The organism is Glutamicibacter nicotianae, from assembly GCF_016907615.1.
Taxonomy (GTDB): Bacteria; Actinomycetota; Actinomycetes; order Actinomycetales; family Micrococcaceae; genus Glutamicibacter; species Glutamicibacter nicotianae.
On record NZ_JAFBCH010000001.1, the window covers coordinates 2,916,475 to 2,934,105 of the forward strand.

General features: G+C 59.6%; 16 protein-coding genes and 2 pseudogenes. 10 read left to right on the top strand and 8 right to left on the bottom strand.

Annotation, left to right across the window (positions count from 1 at the left end; genetic code table 11):
* Positions 1–13 precede the first annotated feature (13 nt).
* On the top strand, positions 14–490 hold the full coding sequence (locus JOE62_RS13895; protein WP_239543386.1) for an HtaA domain-containing protein: 477 nt from the start codon (positions 14–16) through the stop codon (positions 488–490).
* 61 nt (positions 491–551) lie between these two features.
* On the opposite strand, the gene JOE62_RS13900 is transcribed toward JOE62_RS13895, so the two are convergent.
* Together JOE62_RS13900 and JOE62_RS13905 are read right to left on the bottom strand one after the other, a co-directional pair.
* Entirely contained in the window at positions 552–1,466 is a 915-nt protein-coding gene (locus JOE62_RS13900) for a hypothetical protein (RefSeq protein WP_204722797.1), read from the bottom strand.
* 119 nt (positions 1,467–1,585) lie between these two features.
* Positions 1,586–2,398, bottom strand: coding sequence for a shikimate 5-dehydrogenase (locus JOE62_RS13905; protein ID WP_204722798.1), 813 nt, complete (start codon positions 2,396–2,398; stop codon positions 1,586–1,588).
* A 191-nt stretch (positions 2,399–2,589) separates the two neighbouring features.
* Between JOE62_RS13905 and JOE62_RS16335 the strand changes: the two are divergent.
* From JOE62_RS16335 to JOE62_RS13935, 6 genes and pseudogenes are all read left to right on the top strand, one after another.
* Positions 2,590–2,697, top strand: a pseudogene (locus JOE62_RS16335) (NAD(+)--rifampin ADP-ribosyltransferase); the annotation flags it as partial.
* A gap of 50 nt (positions 2,698–2,747) precedes the next feature.
* A pseudogene (locus tag JOE62_RS13915) lies at positions 2,748–3,869 on the top strand (copper amine oxidase); the annotation flags it as partial.
* On the top strand, positions 3,826–4,305 hold the full coding sequence (locus JOE62_RS13920; protein ID WP_204722799.1) for a hypothetical protein: 480 nt from the start codon (positions 3,826–3,828) through the stop codon (positions 4,303–4,305). The pseudogene JOE62_RS13915 and the gene JOE62_RS13920, both read left to right, overlap by 44 nt.
* A gap of 276 nt (positions 4,306–4,581) precedes the next feature.
* Positions 4,582–6,027 (top strand): NAD(P)/FAD-dependent oxidoreductase, encoded by a 1,446-nt coding sequence (locus JOE62_RS13925; RefSeq protein WP_204722800.1) that lies wholly within the window; start codon positions 4,582–4,584, stop codon positions 6,025–6,027.
* The gene (locus tag JOE62_RS13930; protein WP_204722801.1) at positions 6,027–6,395 is read left to right on the top strand and encodes a cupin domain-containing protein; all 369 of its coding nucleotides are present in this window, start codon (positions 6,027–6,029) and stop codon (positions 6,393–6,395) included. The genes JOE62_RS13925 and JOE62_RS13930 overlap by 1 nt, the downstream gene beginning before the upstream one ends.
* A 20-nt stretch (positions 6,396–6,415) precedes the next feature.
* Positions 6,416–7,906: a gamma-aminobutyraldehyde dehydrogenase gene (locus JOE62_RS13935; protein ID WP_204722802.1), complete on the top strand. Its 1,491-nt coding sequence runs from the start codon at positions 6,416–6,418 to the stop codon at positions 7,904–7,906.
* Between the two features lie 10 nt (positions 7,907–7,916).
* Here the strand turns inward: JOE62_RS13935 and JOE62_RS13940 are convergent, their stop codons facing one another.
* The 3 genes from JOE62_RS13940 to JOE62_RS13950 form a co-directional block, all read right to left on the bottom strand.
* Entirely contained in the window at positions 7,917–8,945 is a 1,029-nt protein-coding gene (locus JOE62_RS13940; RefSeq protein ID WP_204722803.1) for a CDP-glycerol glycerophosphotransferase family protein, read from the bottom strand.
* A 109-nt stretch (positions 8,946–9,054) separates the two neighbouring features.
* Positions 9,055–10,059 carry a metal ABC transporter solute-binding protein, Zn/Mn family gene (locus JOE62_RS13945; protein WP_204722804.1) on the bottom strand — a complete coding sequence of 335 codons (1,005 nt, stop codon included), beginning with the start codon at positions 10,057–10,059 and terminating at the stop codon, positions 9,055–9,057.
* A gap of 68 nt (positions 10,060–10,127) precedes the next feature.
* Positions 10,128–11,276 (bottom strand): YibE/F family protein, encoded by a 1,149-nt coding sequence (locus JOE62_RS13950; RefSeq protein WP_239543390.1) that lies wholly within the window; start codon positions 11,274–11,276, stop codon positions 10,128–10,130.
* A gap of 289 nt (positions 11,277–11,565) precedes the next feature.
* Here JOE62_RS13950 and JOE62_RS13955 point away from each other — a divergent pair, with 289 nt between their 5' ends.
* A complete protein-coding gene (locus JOE62_RS13955) occupies positions 11,566–12,708 on the top strand; it encodes a CPBP family intramembrane glutamic endopeptidase (protein WP_204722805.1) in 1,143 nt (380 codons plus the stop codon).
* A 90-nt stretch (positions 12,709–12,798) separates the two neighbouring features.
* On the opposite strand, the gene JOE62_RS13960 is transcribed toward JOE62_RS13955, so the two are convergent.
* The 3 genes from JOE62_RS13960 to JOE62_RS13970 form a co-directional block, all read right to left on the bottom strand.
* On the bottom strand, positions 12,799–13,929 hold the full coding sequence (locus JOE62_RS13960; protein WP_239543392.1) for a baeRF2 domain-containing protein: 1,131 nt from the start codon (positions 13,927–13,929) through the stop codon (positions 12,799–12,801).
* 140 nt (positions 13,930–14,069) lie between these two features.
* Positions 14,070–15,179 carry an NADH:flavin oxidoreductase/NADH oxidase gene (locus JOE62_RS13965; protein ID WP_204722806.1) on the bottom strand — a complete coding sequence of 370 codons (1,110 nt, stop codon included), beginning with the start codon at positions 15,177–15,179 and terminating at the stop codon, positions 14,070–14,072.
* 326 nt (positions 15,180–15,505) lie between these two features.
* Positions 15,506–16,282, bottom strand: a complete 777-nt coding sequence (locus tag JOE62_RS13970) for an IclR family transcriptional regulator (protein ID WP_338085828.1) — start codon at positions 16,280–16,282, stop codon at positions 15,506–15,508.
* A gap of 149 nt (positions 16,283–16,431) precedes the next feature.
* Between JOE62_RS13970 and JOE62_RS13975 the strand changes: the two genes are divergently transcribed.
* Both JOE62_RS13975 and dhaK read left to right on the top strand, forming a co-directional pair.
* A complete protein-coding gene (locus JOE62_RS13975) occupies positions 16,432–16,641 on the top strand; it encodes a hypothetical protein (RefSeq protein ID WP_204722808.1) in 210 nt (69 codons plus the stop codon).
* A complete protein-coding gene (gene dhaK / locus JOE62_RS13980) occupies positions 16,638–17,630 on the top strand; it encodes a dihydroxyacetone kinase subunit DhaK (RefSeq protein WP_204722809.1) in 993 nt (330 codons plus the stop codon). The genes JOE62_RS13975 and dhaK overlap by 4 nt, the downstream gene beginning before the upstream one ends.
* Position 17,631: the final 1 nt, after the last annotated feature.

Here is a 17,631-nt window from a genome sequence, read left to right on the forward strand (position 1 = left end):
GAGGGAAAAGACCATGATCGGAAGTGGCGCGCCAGCAGGCGATCCGTTCCAGCCGCATCTTGAATGGCGCCTGAAGGCTTCGTTCGTGAGCTACATTTCTTCCCTCGCCGACGGACGCATCGAGGCCGCCAACGGGGTGTGGCAGGCAGGCAACGCGTTGGCGTTCCCTGTCTCCTCCGCTACCGAGGTTCCGGAGAATGAAATCTGGTTCAACGGCCGTGTTTCCTTCTCCGGGCACGGAGGCATGATGAAGCTGGATCTCATTGAGCCGCGCATCGTGAACCACGATGACCGCATCACCCTCACCATTGACGAGGCCGGCGAGCGCGTAGCCATTGCCGAGCTTACCGAAACCAGCGTTTCGAACGCTTTTGGGTTGGTCAAGACCCGTTTCTCGGCGGTGCTCACCGAGGCTGGCTCGAAGCTGTTCAACGGCCAATATCCTGCCGGACAGCAGATGGAAGAAGTTGAGGTTGTGCTGCGCGGTTAGCAGCTGACCAGCGGTGAGGGCCCGGCGCGCAAGCGCCGGGCCCTCTTGCTTGCTTGACCGGTCAGGCGCTGGGAGCCTCTTCCAAAGAACGCAGGTAGGCAAGCCCTGGATGTCCTTCCAACCCACGTGCTCCACGTACTGCCCAGACTGCGGCTACGGCAGCGTATAAACCACCGGTACCTCCTAGTATCAGCGGCTGGGTATCCGGGAACTGCATGATCATCGTGCCCGTTGAGCTGTCGATGTCCATGCTGCTGGCTCCGTGGAAGTAGAAGCTTAGCCAAACGCCATCTTGGCGTCGGCAGATCACCCGGTGATTCGTGATCACTGCTAACACCTCCTGCTGCTCACGCCACTGTTCCTTTGCCAACGCTTCGGCTTGAGTACGACGCGTTCTGTTTCCCCACGCCATAGCCAGTACGCCAACTGCGACGAAAGTTGGATGCCCCATCAGGAATCCCGAACTCTGCATGTAGGTGACATCGGAACCGTAAAATCGCGCATAGTTGGCGTTGGCGGCGCAAATTACAAGTTCATTCGACTCCGTAACAACGTCCCATGGCGGGTCTTGAGGTCGCCATGTTCCGTCATAAAGGTCGCCCGCCAACTGGGCGGCAGCAATCTGTGCCCGCGCAAGCTCAGCTCTTTCATTCACGATCACCATTTCGGATTTCGTGTAGTGTCCCTTAGAACGGCGAAATGCCCGCCAGGCAAGTCGCATCTTCCCGAACGAAGTCATCAAGAAGAAGAGTCCAACACCGAACAGAATAATCGAGCCGAAAGCCATCCCGGCTAGGGCAGTGTTGTCAATCGTGTTGGTGAGCGAAAACGCATTGAGCAGAAGCAACCAACTGGCGCAGAAGAAGAGTAAGGCAGAAGCCACACGGAATATCCACGGCCGGTGGCGCTTCCAAGCTGAATAGTTGTCGTACTCCATTTCCTTGAGCGTTGATAATTTGCCGCGCAAACTGGCCACCCCCTCTGTTGCCTTGACTCTGTTCAGCTGGTTCCAATCACTTTATTCGTGTCACTGGAAAGTTTTCTACCTACTCCGTCTGCAATTGCCGAAATTGGCGCGGAACCGTAGCCTCGTTCCTACTGCCGTGAGAACTCCGACGCGCGCAGGACTTGTTCTTCGGTCAGCGGGTGCCCGGTGTACTTCTCGAACTGCGCCGCGGCTTGCAGCGCGATGACCTCGGCTCCGGTGATGACCTGCTTGCCGGCGTCTCGCGCGGCACGGATCAGCGGCGTCTGGCTGGGGAAGGCGACCACGTCGAAGACGCTTTGTGCCGAAGCAATATGCTCAGCGGTGAACGACAGCGTTTCGGCGTTCTCGCCGTCCATGCCCAGCGGAGTGACGTTGACCAGGATCTGGTGGCCCGGAACCGGATCTGCCGAAGCGTGGCGGTAACCATACTTGGCGGCCAGCGCTTTGCCTGCGCGCTCATTGCGCGCCAGCACCGTCACGTCGCTGAATCCGGCCTCACGGAAAGCGGCAACCACTGCCTTGGCCATGCCGCCGGAACCGCGCACCAGGACGCTGCTGCGCGCATTCAAACCATGGCGGGCAATCAGGGCGGCGATCGCCTCGAAGTCGGTATTCGATGCCACGAGCCGGCCACCGTGATTCACAATCGTGTTGACCGAATCGATGGCAGCTGCAGAAGGCTCGATTTCGTCTACCAGTTCCATGACTTCTTCCTTGAACGGCATCGAGACCGAGCAGCCGCGAATGCCCAGGGCACGTACCCCGGCGATTGCTCCTGGCAGGTCCTCGGTGGAGAAGGCCTTGTAGATGAAGTTCAGGCCGAGCTCGTCATACAGGTAGTTGTGGAAACGCGTCCCGATATTCGATGGACGCCCGGAGAGCGAAATGCAGAGGGACATGTCTTTGTTCAAAATGGGCACGCGGGGATCTCCAGTGGTGGTGGCCGGTTCATCTCCAATATACGTGCACTGACTGGTGCATCCCGCAAAGCCGCAACGGCAATCAGGGCACGTTTGGGTTGCTCTTTCGCTCTGCCAGTGCATCGGCTAAGCTCAGTGCGCATGAGCCAGGATCTTGACCAGGGACCTTTTTCCACGGCACCAAGGCAGCATTGCGCCCCGGGGATCTGCTATCTCCCGGTTTCCCCTCGAACTATCGGCCCGAAGTCACCATGAACCACATCTACTTCACCGTATTAGCCGATGGCGCAGGATTGGCAGCCGAAATCGCTGCATTGGACGGCACTGCGCATGTGTATGAGGTGGAGCCGACCGGGCCTCCATCGCGGAAATGGTCGTGCCCTACGGGGATCCGTCGCCGGTACGCAGCTGGCAGAACTACTTCGACACCGGCGAATACCTCATCGGGCGCCTGGCCAACTCCCTGGAGCTCGGCTGCGACTGCTTGGGCGAAATCCACTACATCTCACCGGTGGTCACCGATGCCGACGGCAATGCGCAGACGATCGCCAACGGCATCTGCATGCATGAGGAGGACGCCTCGATCCTCTCCAAGCATGCCGATGACTGGTCCGGAGTGAAGTACACCCGGCGCAACCGCCGCCTGGTGATCAGCTTCTTCAGCACCGTGGGCAACTACGACTATGGCTTCTACTGGTACCTCTACCTGGATGGCACCATCGAATTCGAGGCCAAGGCCACCGGCATCGTGTTCACCTCGGCCATGGGCGACGAGCGCTTCTCATCCGAGATGGCTCCGGGGCTGACCGCGCCGTTCCACCAGCACATCTTCGGCGCCCGCCTGGACTTCGCGTTGGATGGCGGTCCGAGCCGCGTCATCGAGGAAGAAGCCGTCCGCCTGCCGATCAGCAAGGAGAATCCGCGCGGCAACGCCTTTACCCGCAGCCATGCTGTGCTTGCCACCGAAAAGCAGGCGGTACGCGAGAACAACCCGACCGCCGGGCGCACCTGGGTGGTCACCAACCCCGAGAAGCAGAACTACCTGGGCAAGCCGGTAGGCTACAAGCTGATGTCCCAGGGACTCCCGACCCTGCTGGCCGCCGAGGGATCCTCCATCCACCGCCGCGCGGAATTCGCTTCCAAGGCCCTGTGGGTGACCAAGCGCCATGACAGCCAGCGCTACCCGACCGGCGACTTCGTGAACCAGAACCCTGGCGTTGACGGCATCGGCTCCTGGATCGAGGACGACAAGAACATCGATGGCGAGCAGATCAGCCTGTGGCACACCTTCGCGCTGACCCACTTCCCGCGCACCGAGGACTGGCCGATGATGCCAGTGGACAAGGTCGGATTCACCATCCGCCCCGAAGGATTCTTCGACCGCTCCCCTGTGCTTGATGTCCCGGCACCGGTCCAGCACGGCTGCTGTGCCACTACGGAATCCGACGGCTGCTGTGGCAGCGGCGACTAGTCTCACTGCCAGGGTTTCCGCCGGGCACCGCGCGCTGGGCATCGGCTCGCTGTGCCTGGCGGCGGCCCACCTGCTGGTGCTGACAGTGCTGCCGCACACGCTGTGGGGGACCCTGGCCTTGCTGGCAATGGCGGTCTGGTGCGTCAAATGCTCCTGGTGCGTGCTGCGCGGCGGCTCTCCCATGAGCCTGCTGGTGATGAGCGCGCTGATGGGTGCTTCGCACGTGGCGATGGTGATCGGGATGCCCTGGTTCACCGGCCATCACGGAGCGCATGCGGGGCATGTCACGCACCATGCGCCGGTGATGCTGGGCATCGCGGCTGCCGAATTCCTCGTGATGTTCGGCGCCGCTTGGCTCAGCCGCCACACCGCAGGCAGCGTCCCACGCCGTGCCGATCAACCGGATAGCTCAGAACCCGCGGCTCTTCCCGCCTAGCCAGACCCGGTCTTGAATGCAACGCTCCGCTGTTCTCAAGGCCGGGTTTCTGCCTGCTTCCGGATCTTGACAACCCCGAGTTGCACGGGCTTAGATGAGTAATGAATCACATTCAATTTGTGTTCAACTTTTCCGAGAAGAGGGATAGCCTTGACCGCCGACAGGCACTCATCTGGCATCCTCGGTGCCCAGCAGACCGCAAAGCCGCAAGGACCATTGGTCGTTCCCCTGCATCGATAGCGTCCACCGAACCAGCTATCTTCGAGGAAAGTACCAATGGCCACCAACAATGAATTGACGTTCGACAGGCATGAAGCCGAAGTCTCCCCCGCCCTGATCGCCCGGGCACTGGCAGATGCCAAGCGCACCAGCTACTGGCTGGACAATAGCCAGCGCCCCACTCCACATCCGGCACTGCACGGGTCAATCGCCACCGACCTGCTGGTTATCGGTGGCGGCTACACCGGATTATGGACCGCGCTGCAAGCCAAGGAACGGGATCCTTCCCGCAAAGTGGTGCTGATCGAGGGGCAGTGCTTGGGCTGGGCCGCGTCGGGTCGCAATGGCGGATTCTGTGAAGCATCGCTGGTCCACGGCGAAGCAAACGGCGCAAACCACCTGCCGGAAGAAAACGAGCTGCTCGCCGAGCTCGGGGCGCAGAACCTCGACGAGTTCGAAGCAACGGTGCAGCGCTACGCCATGGACGTGGACTTCATCCGCCAAGGCTCGATCAACGTGGCCACCGAGCAGCATCAGATCGCTTGGGTGGCCGAGGAAGCTGAAGCCCCGGGCGTCGACTACCTGGACGCCGACGCGGTCAAGCAGCTGATCAACTCCCCGGATTTCTTGGCCGGCTCCCGCGACAATCATTCCACCGCGCTGATCCACCCGGCCAAGCTCGTCTGGGAACTGGCCCGCGTGTGCCGCGAACTGGGCGTTGAATTCTACGAGCACACCCACGCCTTGGAGATGGAGAATACCGGCACGCAGGTCCAGGTGCTCACCGCCGACGGCCAGATCACCGCCCAGCGCGTAGCCCTGGCCACCAACGTCTTCCCCTCGCTGCTCAAGCGCCACCGCGCACGCGTCATCCCGGTCTACGATTACGCGCTGATGACCGAACCGCTCACAGCCCAGCAGCGCACAGCCATCGGCTGGGCGGACATGGTGGGCCTTGCAGATCTGAACAACCGCTTCCACTATGCCCGCCCCACCATCGACGCCGAGGGGAACTTCCGCCTTCTCTACGGCGGCTACGACGCGGTCTACCATTTCGGCGGCAAGGTCCGCTCCAGCTACGACACCAACCAGCGGACCTTCGAAAAGCTGGCCGCGCATTTCTTCGGCAGCTTCCCGGACCTGATGGATGTGAAGTTCTCCCACGCATGGGGTGGCGCCATCGATACCTGCTCGCGATTCTTCACGTTCTTCGATCTGGCCTATGGCGGCAAGGTCGCCTACTGCGCAGGCTTCACCGGCCTCGGTGTGGGCGCCACGCGGTTCGGTGCCAAGGTCATGCTGGATCTGCTCTCGGGGAAGAAGACGGAGCTGACCGAATTGGAACTAGTGCGCACCAAGCCGATCCCTTTCCCTCCCGAGCCTGCCGCATGGGTGGGCGTGAAACTCATGACCAGCCAGCTGGCCAAAGCCGACCGCAATCACGGCGAGCGCTCAGCCTTCTTGAAGCTGATGGACAAGATCGGAATGGGGTTCGATTCCTGATGTCGTCCAAAGATCTTCGAGCCAGTATGGTCCAGGCCGGCGATGTGGAGCTGAGCCACGAACCGATCGGCGAAGACCAGCGGGCTGATGGTCAGGCACCCGCGACCACAGGCTATGCGGTACTGGGCACCCTCGGGAATGCGGAAGTCGGCATCTGGGAAATGTCTGGCGGCGCCATGCGGGATATCGAATCCGACGAATATTTTGTTGTGCTTTCCGGCCGCGCCACCGTGCAGATCCTGGAAGCCGGCGGCTTCGGCGCCCAGGAACTCCGGCTGGTTCCGGGCAGCGTTGCCAGGCTTCATGCTGGCATGAGCACGCTCTGGACCGTCACCGAAACCCTGCGCAAGATCTACTTCACCCTCTGAGCATCCCTAGGAGAATCCACATGGCCTACTACGATAGTTCCCTCGGACACCAGTTCATCAACGGCCAGCAAGTCCGCGGGCTCGGCCCAGTGCTGGAACGCGTGAATCCTGCCACCGGGAAAAAGCTGCTGGACGTCGATACCGCAAGCCTTGAGCAGGTTGACCAGGCAGTGCACGCGGCAGCCGAGGCCTTCACAACCTGGTCCAAGCTCACCCCGGGCGAGCGTGCCGACCACCTGCTGGCCTTCGCCCGCGAACTTGAGCAGCATGCCGATGAGATTGCCGCCGTGGAGACCGCGCAAACCGGCAAGAGCATCCGCATGTCCACCCAGTTCGATGTGCCGGGTTCCATCGACAACGTGAACTTCTTTGCTGGCGCCGCACGCAACCTGCAAGGCTTGGCCGCCGGGGACTATGCCGGGAACACCACCTCGATGATTCGTCGGGAGGCCATCGGCGTGATCGGCTCGATCAGCCCCTGGAACTACCCGTTGCAGATGGCTGCATGGAAGATCCTGCCTGCGATCGCCGCCGGCAACACGATTGTGCTCAAGCCCAGCGAGCTGACCCCGGGCACCTCTGTGCTCTTTGCCCGGGCTGCCAAGGATGCAGGATTGCCTGACGGGGTGGTCAATATTGTGGTTGGCGACGGTCCCAGCGTCGGTGCGCCGTTAGTGCGCCACCAGCTGGTGAAGATGACCTCGTTCACCGGCTCCACCACGGTGGGCCTGAAGATCATGTCCATGGCCGCCGAGAGCGGTACCCGGGTGCATCTGGAGCTCGGTGGGAAGGCCCCGCTGGTGGTCTTCGATGATGCGGATATCGAAGCCGCCGCGCACGGTGCGGTAGCCGGCTCGACGATCAATTCAGGCCAGGATTGCACCGCGGCCACCCGCGCCTATGTGCATTCCTCGGTTTTCGAGCGGTTCACCAGCCGTGTGGCCGAGCTGATGGAGGCCATGGTGGTGGGAGATCCCACCGACCCCGAAACCGACATGGGCTCGATGATCAGCCAAGCGCACCTGCAGAAGGTCTCCTCGATGGTCCAGCGGGCCAAGGATCAAGGAGCGCAGGTACTGGCTGGCGGCCGTCAGCTTGAGGGCGATGGCTTCTTCTACCGTCCTACCTTGGTGGTTGGAGCCGCCCAGGATTCGGAGATCGTGCAGCAGGAAGTGTTCGGACCGGTTCTGGTGGCTCTGCCGTTCAGCACCGACGATGAGGCCATCGAACTGGCTAACGATACCCCGTATGGCCTGGCGGCGAGCGCATGGACCAAGAACGTGGACCGGGCGATGCGTGCCAGCGCGGAGATCCAGGCCGGTTGCGTGTGGATCAACGAGCATATTCTGATCGTTTCAGACATGCCGCATGGCGGCTACAAAGCTTCCGGCATGGGCAAGGACATGAGCCAGTATTCTTTCGATGAGTACACCAACGTCAAGCACGTGATGATCTCCCACGATCCCCGTGCCCACCGTGAATGGCAGGATACGGTTTTCAAGCATCGCTAGGCGCGAAATACTAGAGACTGGAAAGCAGCTGGTTCAGCTTCTTGGTTGCCACCCCCGGTTCGGTGGTGGCAAAGAAGTACTGGGCCAGCTGTTTTTGCGCCCCGGCCACGGGCGAGGCGGCCAGGTCAGCTACCTTCTGGGCCAGGGCGTTCGCGTTGCCCAGCCGCTGGTTCAATGGCAGCCCGGCATGGAGCTTGCTTTCGGGATCCCCCGACAACAGCAGCGGGATGTTCAGCGCTACCGCGTCATAGGCCATCGCCGAGGTGTCGCAGATGGCCACGTCCGCCCACACCAATGACTGCGCAGCATCGCCGATCGGGTCCAACGTGGCGGCATAATTGCTCTTCAGGCCGAGGACTGCCTTCTTCGCTTCAGCGGAAACATCTCCGGTCTTCGGATGAGGTCGGAAACGCACGTCGAAGCGTTCATCGTTACTCAGCTGGGCGAGGATCCGCTCCCCCAATGTGGCCACGGACGAGTAGGCCATGGCCTGGGAATCGCCTTCCCATGTCGGCGCGTAGAGCACCCGGATCTTCTCGGATGGCTCGGGCCATTCCAGGCTGTCGAGCTGCGGGCGGCCGATCTGCACCAGATGCGTTGGGTCGAAACGGGCAATGCTTTCGGTGATGCGCTCGACCGCAGCGGCACCCGCCACGCAGGCGAAGTCGTAGGCCTTGAGCTGGTTGGAGACCATCGACGCCTTTTCACTTTCACCGTGGTTCAGGTGAATGTGCGCCGGCCCATTGAAACGCAGCATCGTGAAGTTCCGCTGGGCGTTATTCACATAGTTGATGGATTTGGCATCCCACTCGCGCAGCTTGTTCTCGATCTGTTCCATGGAACGCGAGAACATGATCGGCAGAGTCGTCGCTTCCAGCGCGTGGCGTGCGCTCAGGGCGTCCATGAGCACCACTCCAATGCTCAGGCCCTGGGCAGCCAACCGCTCAAAGGTCCCCAGCCAGACTCCGAGCTGGTAGAACTGGCCGGGGCCTTCGGCGAAGAACAGCACATGGTCGGCTTGTTCGATTCCCCGGTCCAAGTGGGCGATTTCTGCTCGGACTGACCGCTCCGCGAGGAGGGAGCGTGCTTTTCCTGTCGCTTCAGTTATCTGGGAGGAGAACAATGCCATGCATTTAGTCTACGTAGGTTTAGCCGTTGATCGCGGAAGCCAAGTCGGAAATGTTGGATTCCATCCAGTCGAGGTAGCTGGAGTCATCCTGGATGGTTTCTGCAAAGTCAACCACGGGGATCTGCCCCTGCTCTGCGCTCTTCCTCAGCGCCTTGGTTTCACTGCCTTCAGTCTGCACGTTGTAGGCAAGTACGTCAGCATTGCCTGCGGAAAGAAGGTCTTCGGCCTTCTTCATGGTCATCGGTGCAATGCCTTCGCCCTCTTCAATGGCTTCACTCAGCCCTTCCGGGGTGGCATCTTCCATGCCTGCAGCATGCAACAGGTGGAACGGTACAGGCTCGGTCATCACGAAGCTCTTGCCATCCAGCTTCGCGGTTTCGAGCTGTTGCTCCAGTTTGTCGATTCCTTCGTTGAAGGAAACCGCATTCCGTTGGTACTGCTCGGCGTTGGCGCTATCGGCTTCTGCGAAGGATTCAGCCAGCGCATCAGCCAGTTCGCCCATGGATTCCAGGTCATACCAGATGTGCTCGTTGTAGGCCGCGTGGTCGTGGCCCTCATGCGGATCCTCTTCGGCGTGCTGCGCATGCTCTTCGGCGCTTTCACCCTCATGCCCAGCTGCTTCCGAGTCCTCGGCTACCGGCGAGGAATCCACCGCGTGCACGAGCGTGATCTCGCCAGCCTTGCCTTCTGGAATCGAGGAAACCAGGGAGTCCATGAACTGGTCATACCCTCCGCCATTAGCCAGCACCAACGAGGCATTGGAGATCGCCAGCTTATCTCGGGCGGTTGGCTCGTAGGAGTGCGGATCCTGCGCAGCCGAAGTGATGATCTCGCTGACCTCCACGCTTTCTCCGCCAATGGCACGGGCGATCTGTCCGTAGACGTTCGTCGTGGCCACTACGCTGATCGCAGCAGAATCCGCTTCCGTTGATTCGCTGGCTGTGCTGCTACCGCATCCGGCGAGGATCAGTCCAGCAGCAGGCAGGGCGACAGCCGCTGCGAGCAGCGAGCGGTGGTTCTTCATGGGTGTCTCCATCTAAATCGGATCGCTATTGAGAACTATTCTACATTACATATGAGAATGGTTCGCACCTAGGAGTCGGAACCCACGCGTTGCAAGGAGCGTTTGCCGTGGGCACCGCCGGTGCCGGTCGCCTTCACGACCATGACCGCAATTGCCGTCGTTACCGGAATTGCCAGGACCAATCCAATGGAGCCGATCAGAATGCGGATGACTTCTTCGGCCATGGCGCCGGAGCCCAGGGTGACCCCGAAGCTCTGGTTGCTCAATGCGGCAATGGCCAGGACTGGCAGGGCCGCACCAGCATAGGCGAAAGCAATCGTGTAAACAGTCGAAGCGATATGATCGCGGCCTATGCGCATGCCCCGGAAGAACAATTCCCTGGCAGAAGCCTTGGGCGAGCTCTCGGCCAATTCCCACACGGTGGCCGATTGGGTAATCGTCACGTCATTGAGCACACCCATGCCGCCGACCAGTACACCGCAGATCAGCAAGCCGGGCAAGGATATTTGCGGGGCCACCGTCGACAAGGTGATTGCCGATTCATCATTGGCCCCGGTCAACGCGGCCGCATCGGTCAACCAGAGCACCATCCCTGCCGTCACCGCTAGACCGAAGAGCGTTCCCAGCAGCGCTGTGGATGTCTTCGCGTTAAGTCCATGGGCGAAATACAGCGCGACGAACATGATGGCGGTGGAGCCCGTGAGTCCCACCAAGACCGGATTACCGCCTTCAAGCAAGGCCGGAACCATGAAGACGATCATGAAGGCGATGCCGCCGATCAGTCCGATCATGGCCCGGGTGCCGCGCCAACCGGCGACGAGCACCACCACCACGCCGTAGGCGATGGCCAGCAGGGCCATGGGCAATGTCCGGACGAAGTCAACGAACACGTACGGGCTACCGCTGGTGGTGTCGACCGCGGAGAGATCTAGGTAACGAATGCTGTCGCCCGCGCGCGCATCCCGTGATTGCAGCATTTCCGGCGGGATCTCCAACTGGATTTCAGCGCCACCAGATTCGGGCATCACATAGGTGACCTGGCATTCGAGCACCTTGCCGCCTACTTCTTCCAACCCTTGGGAGGAAGGGCAATCCTGGACGGCGCTGCGCGTAACGGTGCCAACTTCCATCGTCGCTCCGCCGGTAGTATCCATGGCTCCGTTGAGGGCGAACTTGTCGTAGTTGCCTTGCGGCCACAACAGGATGACCATGACCATGGCCAAAGCACCTATGGGCGCAAGCAGAGCCCAAAGGATGATAGAGGCACGCCGTCGGCGCTTGGGATCCTGCAAAATCGGTTCGTCATGGTGATGATGGCCCACGTGGCGCTGCTCCAAATCAATAAAGGCGATTCGTCCTTACCAAGTCTAAGAGCTGGCCCCTGGGAGTTTCATATGGACGCAGTCCGCGTCTTCCCGCGCTGTGCGTGGACGCTCAAAAGGATGACGCGATAAATCCTCCCCAAGGTTCATGCTTTCCAGCATCGCGGAACGAGAGAATTGAACCATGAGCTTGCCAATGAATTTGCCACCCTCGCCGCAGGGCGCCGAAGGTGAAATGAGCTATCCGTTCCATCGCCTGATGAGACGCAGTGCGAACTATCGCTGGTGGCGTCCGCTGGCGTTCTCCGGCGTCGGCATTGGCTTCTACCTCGCAGCTTTGCTCATTGCAATGCTGGCGATGTTCGCCGCACTGCTCATGAACCCGATGACGTGGGCTGCCGATAATCCGGAAGAGGCCCCCGACCAAGTCCTCATGGATCCAATGCTGAATATGGCATCGGCGACGGACTTCTCGATGACCATGGCCTCATTGATCATCATGATCCCTGCGGTCTTTTTCGCTTATTTGCTTATCGGGCCGAAGCCTGTCGGCCTGTTGATTTCGGTCACCGGCAAATTGCGCTGGCGATGGTTCGGCCTGGCGTTGGCTGCCAGCGCCGTTTCGTTCGCCTTGTATTTCGGGGTGAACTTCGGGCTGGGCGCAGTGGGAATTGGCGCGTCCGAGCCCGTGCCTGCCAGCAGCCTGCCCACGGATCCGCTGTTCTATGCCCTGCTGGTTATCCTCTTGACACCGTTCCAGTGCGCAGCCGAAGAGCTCGTCTTCCGTGGTGCGTTCATGCAGGTCATCGGCAGCTGGCTGAAGCATCCCTTGTTCGCCATCCTGCTTCCGGTGCCGCTGTTCACCATCGGCCACCTCTACGACATCTGGGGGCTTCTCGATGTGGCAGCCTTCGCTATCGCGGCAGGCTATCTGACGTGGCGCACCGGCGGCCTGGAAGCGGCGATGGCCATGCACATCATCAACAACACCTTCTTGTTCCTGCTCGGCGCAGTGGGCGTTGTCGATCTGAACGCCACGGAATCCAACCCGGTTTCATTAGTCTTCTCGGTGTGCTTCATGGCCCTGTTGACCTTCATGCTTGTCAAGCTTGCGGACAGGCAGGGCATCGCCCGCACGGCTGGCCCGATCCCGGTAGCAGACCGCCGTCCGATGCTGCAGCCATGGCAAATGAACCAGCCGTCGCTTCACCCTAACCAGCCATACTGGGCTCCTCCGGCATATCGGCCAGAGCAGCAGCCGAACGCCGGCAACCCGCCGGTGGACTCCCCACCAGCGCCTCGGGCACCCGACCCATCGGACCGCTAGGCATCACGCAGCTCAAGCGCAAAAAACGATCCGCACAGGAGCTCCTGTGCGGATCGTTTCGTTTCCTGCAATTTCATCTAGTGTGCTTATTCAGGACTTTGCCCAGCGCAGCAAGGCCGCGATTCCTGCTCCGTCAGGGATCATCGATTCCGGTACGTATCGGATGCTGGCGTCCGTCAGCGCGGTCGCGCGCAAGAGCACTTCCGGCGCTGGCCACTCGCCGACCACCAATTCTGCATGGTCATCTCCGTCTTGATGGGCAATCCACGGTTCTGCGCTCAAGGCCCGCAGGGTATGCTCGCTTTGGTATTGCCCAACCAGCACCATTTCGGCTTGCGCCGATTGGAGTGCAGTGACGACTTCATTCAATCCGACAGCCAATTGAGCTCGGCCGTTGCCGGACTGGGCGGCAACCTTCGACTCCAATTCAGCCAGATCCTTGGCTTTGACCTCCTCCACCAGCTTGGTGATCTGGGCATCGACCTGCTTGGCGTCCGCACCTCCGGTACGCGTATGCGAGTCGATGACTTCTACGTATTCCTTCAGTGCCACCGGAAGTGCCCCGAGCACTATTTCACGAGCCTTGATATCGCCGGAAAGAATGACCAGACGGACGTAGTTCTCGGTGGACATCTCGCTGATTAGGCTGGCGACCTCATCAGCATTTCGACGTACCATCTCATCGGCGGCTGCCTGGGCCTTCGGCTGGTCATATTCGCCGGGCACCTTGCGCGCATGGTGGATTTCCTCGGGCAATCCGACAATGCCACGGCTACCAAGGCGTTCAGGGGACGCAGTGTTATAGAGGTGCACTTCACCTCCGTCCCTGCTGACTTCGGCTACGAGGTAGGAGAACGATCCGCCACGAGCGCGAGCCAGCGCCGTGAAGTTCGGGAATGGACCCACATCCACCGATGGAGTTTGGACCTTGAGTCCTGGAATGATTTCGTTGAGCACGACTTCGCCGTCATGAACGGCGACGAATCTTGCTACGGGTGCTCGCAGGCCCTCGGCTGGTTCCAGTGCGCCGATCAGTGCTTGGACATCGTCCGGCTGTGCCTGCTGGCTCTTGAGCAGCTTGGCGACTTCGTCCGGAAGCCGATCTGCGGCTTCTTGGGCGGCAGTGGTTCCCAACGATGCGTCCACGAGGGCGGTGCTCCACGAGCCGTTTCTCCGATAGAGCGAAGCGTCGATTCCGTTAGAATCCGCGCGTAGTGCCATGCTGACTCCCTTCCGCACGCGAGCCTTGGCCGCGGTGCGACTAGATCCGTGGCACTAACCTAACATCACTATTCAGTGGCTGGAAGAGGTAACCAGAAACTATGTCGTTGTTTGGATGAAATCAGCATGACAGCAAGTGTTTACCAGCGGCCGCGCCAGTACTGCGGAGGGTGTGATTTCTCGGCTCCAAGCAGCTGCGCGGCGTGATTCGGCCACTGCGGATTGCCCAGGGCGGCCCGTCCGATGCTCACGCCATCGGCCTGGCCCGAGACCACGATATGTTCTGCCTGGATGGCGTCGGTGATGACTCCCACCGCGGTGACAAACGCGTCTTCAGGCAGTGCCTGCTTGACTGCCTGCGCCAGCGACACCTGGTAGCCGGGTCCGGTTGGGCCATGGAATGCGCCGATGCCCGCGCTGGAAAGATCAAAGGCACGGACACCAAGCTCATACAATTCTTGGGCCAGCTTGACCGTATCGGCAATGCCCCAGCCTTCCTCGACCCAGTCCTCGCCGGAGAAGCGGATTCCCAGCGGCTTGTGGGCCGGCCAAACCTTGGCGACAGCCTGAACTATTTCGCGTAAGTAGCGGGTTCGGTTTTCATAACTTCCACCATATTCGTCGGTGCGCTTATTGGTCAGCGGAGAGAGGAACTGGTGGATCAAGTAGCCGTGGGCCGCATGGATCTGGATCAGATCAAAACCTGCAGCGTCGGCACGCTGTGCGGCAGCGGCCCAGTCCTGGACCGAAGCAGCGATCTGCTCGGTGCTCATTGCCGTCGAGGGCTTCAAACCGAAAATCTCGCTGGAACTTGCGGTGACCGTATCCCAGCCACCTTCTTCTGCACTGATACTGCCGAGCTTGCCGGCATCTTCTAGCTCTTCGAGCCATCCATAGGTTGAAGCCTTGGCGCCGGCATGAGCCAACTGAACGCCAATGGCAGCGCCGTGCGAACGCACATACTGGGTCACAGGCTTCCACGCTTCAACCTGTGCCTGGTTCCACAGCCCAGCGTCTCGGTCTGAGATTCGACCTTCGGCAGCAACTGCGGTGGCTTCGGTGATGACCAGAGAGAATCCGCCGTGTGCCATGGAGCCCAAATGGGCTAGGTGCCAGGTGGTTGGAACGCCGTTGCGCTCATCAATGACGTACTGGCACATTGGTGGCAAAACAACGCGGTTGCGTAGCGTCAGTCCTTCGCCGGACTTGGTTGGAATGGTTACGGGGCTAAATAACTTGCTTTCAGGCATACCTGATACGACATTGCGCGCGCAAGTATTATTCCCGCGCTTGCAACGAATTTCAAAAAACGCTCAACAGGATCAGCAATAAAGCGTTTTACCTCTGACTCAACGGTCAGAAAAACAGCAACAAGTCCACCCCAACAGCCAGAGTCCGATTTAACGCTCACTCCCGAGCAACGAACTGAAAAGTCAACCGGTTTTCAATTCCACAATTCATCATACTCCCGGTGATTCCGCGGTTTCCCCCAAAGAACCACAGACATGGGCACGAACAATATTCAGTAGATTAGTCACTTATCAAAGTGAAGCAAAAGAACAGCGGGAACCCCTGGCTATTCTCCGGGGTTCACAGCTCGAACCTGCGCTCCCAGCTCCTTGGAAATCGTCCGTGCAGCATCACGAAGATCTTGAACTATTTTCTCGTCGACTGGCCACTGGTTAGCCGGAACCACCAGAGACAGGGCGGCGACAATCATAGAATTCTCACCAAACACCGGCGCCGCCAGAGAGGACTCACCAATGACGGCTTCCTCATTTTCCAGCGCAATTCCGTTAAAGCGCACTTGCTCAAGTTCGGCATTTAGGAGTTCTGGTTCAGTGATCGTACAACCGGTAAGTTCGGTCAACGGGCGGCTGTGCACGTCGAGTTGCATCTCTGGGATGTGCGCAAGCAGGACCTTGCCTAGAGCGGAGGCATGAGCTGGCAGATTGAGCCCCGTTTCAGGCATCTGTTCGGTTCCATCTGGGCGAGGATCATGATGAATGATCAGTACTTCACCAAGCAGGTTCACACCGAGTCGCGCGGCAAAACCTGTGCTCCGCGACAGTTCGTGCATCCATCGCATGGCACGGGCCCGAACATCGAGCGTATCAAGATAGACACTGGAAAGTTTGAGTAGTGCTGGGCCGAGAACGTAGCGATTTCCTGTTGCTTCTTGGGCCACCAATCCATGGGCCTGAAGGGATTTAACTATCCCGTGAACCGTCGATGGCGGGAGCTCTAACGCAGATGCTAATTCCGAGATACCCAGACGTCTTGCGCCCTGGAGTAGACCGAGTATTTTCGCTGCACGGTCAATTGACTGAATCACAGCGCATGCTCCCATCATCCGTTGACTTCGTTGTTCAACATATCCGTTGGAACCCTTGACAACCAAGGAACCCGAACGGCATTATTTGATATTACCGAATTGAATTCGACATTGTCGAATTTTATTTTTCGTCGTTGACGTTCGTTGTTCAAAGGAGAACCGAAGGCATGGGTGAAAACCGTATGCAGCGCCAGAGTTCGACCAAAGTGATCGGTACAGCTCAGCGCGTTCTTGTTGACACACCAATACTTTCTGCTCCTACCTCCTCCCCCAGCGTCCAGCATTTTGCTGACTCAATTCGGGAAACCATTAGGGGCACCGAGGCAAACCTTTTTCACCAGTCACGTCTTTTGACTATGCAGGGCGTGAAGGTATGAACAGACTACAAAATTCAGCGAGCACGCTGATCGCGGATTCGCTTCGAGGATTCAGCGCTGCTTACCCACAGCTGATGGTCGACGTTGAACAGCGCATTATCTTCAGCACCATAAGCCGTGCCGGTCGAGTCGGCATTGTCGCCGGTGGTGGATCTGGTCATGAACCCATGCACGGTGGTTTTGTCGGAGCAGGCATGCTGGACGCCGCTTGTATCGGAGAAATCTTCACCTCACCAACCCCCGACCAGATCCTCTGTGCAGCACTGAAGGTAGACACCGGTGCTGGCGTATTATTCGTAGTCAAAAACTACACAGGGGACGTACTCAGCTTCGAAATGGCTGCAGAATTAGCCCAAGCACAAGGCATTCATGTCGCAACCGTAATCGTTGGTGATGAAGCAACACCCGAGGCTATTAGCGACGGCCCAGGCCGACGAGGAATGGGAACCACCCTGATCGTTGACAAGATCGCTGGCGCTGCCGCGGCACGAGGTTTGCCTTTGGAGCAGGTCCGAGAAATTGCCCAACAAGTCGCGGATTCTGGACGCTCAATGGGTGCGGGACTTTCCAGTTGTAGTCTCCCGGCTCTTGGCCGACCAACCTTCGATCTCCCGGAGGGGCAAATGGAACTAGGAGTCGGCATCCACGGTGAGCCTGGACGACAAAGAGTTCCTTTGCAGTCCGCCACCCAACTTTCCCAAACGATAGTCGAGTCGATTACCGCTGAGAGATCATTTCAAGGCCGGCAAGTGATAGCCATGCTCAGTGGTCTAGGCGCAACACCCCTGATCGAGCTGTATTCAATGTTTGCCGAACTTCACGACCGACTGAGCGAACGCCAAATTCCCGTGGCACGTTCACTTGTCGGTAACTACATGACGAGCCTGGACATGGCAGGGTGTTCTTTAACCTTGGTTCCGGTGACTGACGAATTGCTTGACCTATGGGATGCACCCGTAAACACACCTGCACTGCGTTGGAAGGATTAAC

What these genes read in the sequence shown, in the direction of transcription:
- JOE62_RS13895 (WP_239543386.1), top strand. Translation starts at nt 14, where the DNA reads ATGATCGGAAGTGGCGCGCCAGCAGGCGATCCGTTCCAGCCGCATCTT.
- JOE62_RS13925 (WP_204722800.1), top strand. Translation starts at nt 4,582, where the DNA reads ATGGCCACCAACAATGAATTGACGTTCGACAGGCATGAAGCCGAAGTC.
- JOE62_RS13930 (WP_204722801.1), top strand. Translation starts at nt 6,027, where the DNA reads ATGTCGTCCAAAGATCTTCGAGCCAGTATGGTCCAGGCCGGCGATGTG.
- JOE62_RS13935 (WP_204722802.1), top strand. Translation starts at nt 6,416, where the DNA reads ATGGCCTACTACGATAGTTCCCTCGGACACCAGTTCATCAACGGCCAG.
- JOE62_RS13945 (WP_204722804.1), bottom strand. Translation starts at nt 10,059, where the DNA reads ATGAAGAACCACCGCTCGCTGCTCGCAGCGGCTGTCGCCCTGCCTGCT.
- JOE62_RS13950 (WP_239543390.1), bottom strand. Translation starts at nt 11,276, where the DNA reads ATGGTCATGGTCATCCTGTTGTGGCCGCAAGGCAACTACGACAAGTTC.
- JOE62_RS13955 (WP_204722805.1), top strand. Translation starts at nt 11,566, where the DNA reads ATGAGCTTGCCAATGAATTTGCCACCCTCGCCGCAGGGCGCCGAAGGT.
- JOE62_RS13960 (WP_239543392.1), bottom strand. Translation starts at nt 13,929, where the DNA reads ATGGCACTACGCGCGGATTCTAACGGAATCGACGCTTCGCTCTATCGG.
- JOE62_RS13965 (WP_204722806.1), bottom strand. Translation starts at nt 15,179, where the DNA reads ATGCCTGAAAGCAAGTTATTTAGCCCCGTAACCATTCCAACCAAGTCC.
- JOE62_RS13970 (WP_338085828.1), bottom strand. Translation starts at nt 16,282, where the DNA reads ATGATGGGAGCATGCGCTGTGATTCAGTCAATTGACCGTGCAGCGAAA.
- JOE62_RS13975 (WP_204722808.1), top strand. Translation starts at nt 16,432, where the DNA reads ATGGGTGAAAACCGTATGCAGCGCCAGAGTTCGACCAAAGTGATCGGT.
- dhaK (WP_204722809.1), top strand. Translation starts at nt 16,638, where the DNA reads ATGAACAGACTACAAAATTCAGCGAGCACGCTGATCGCGGATTCGCTT.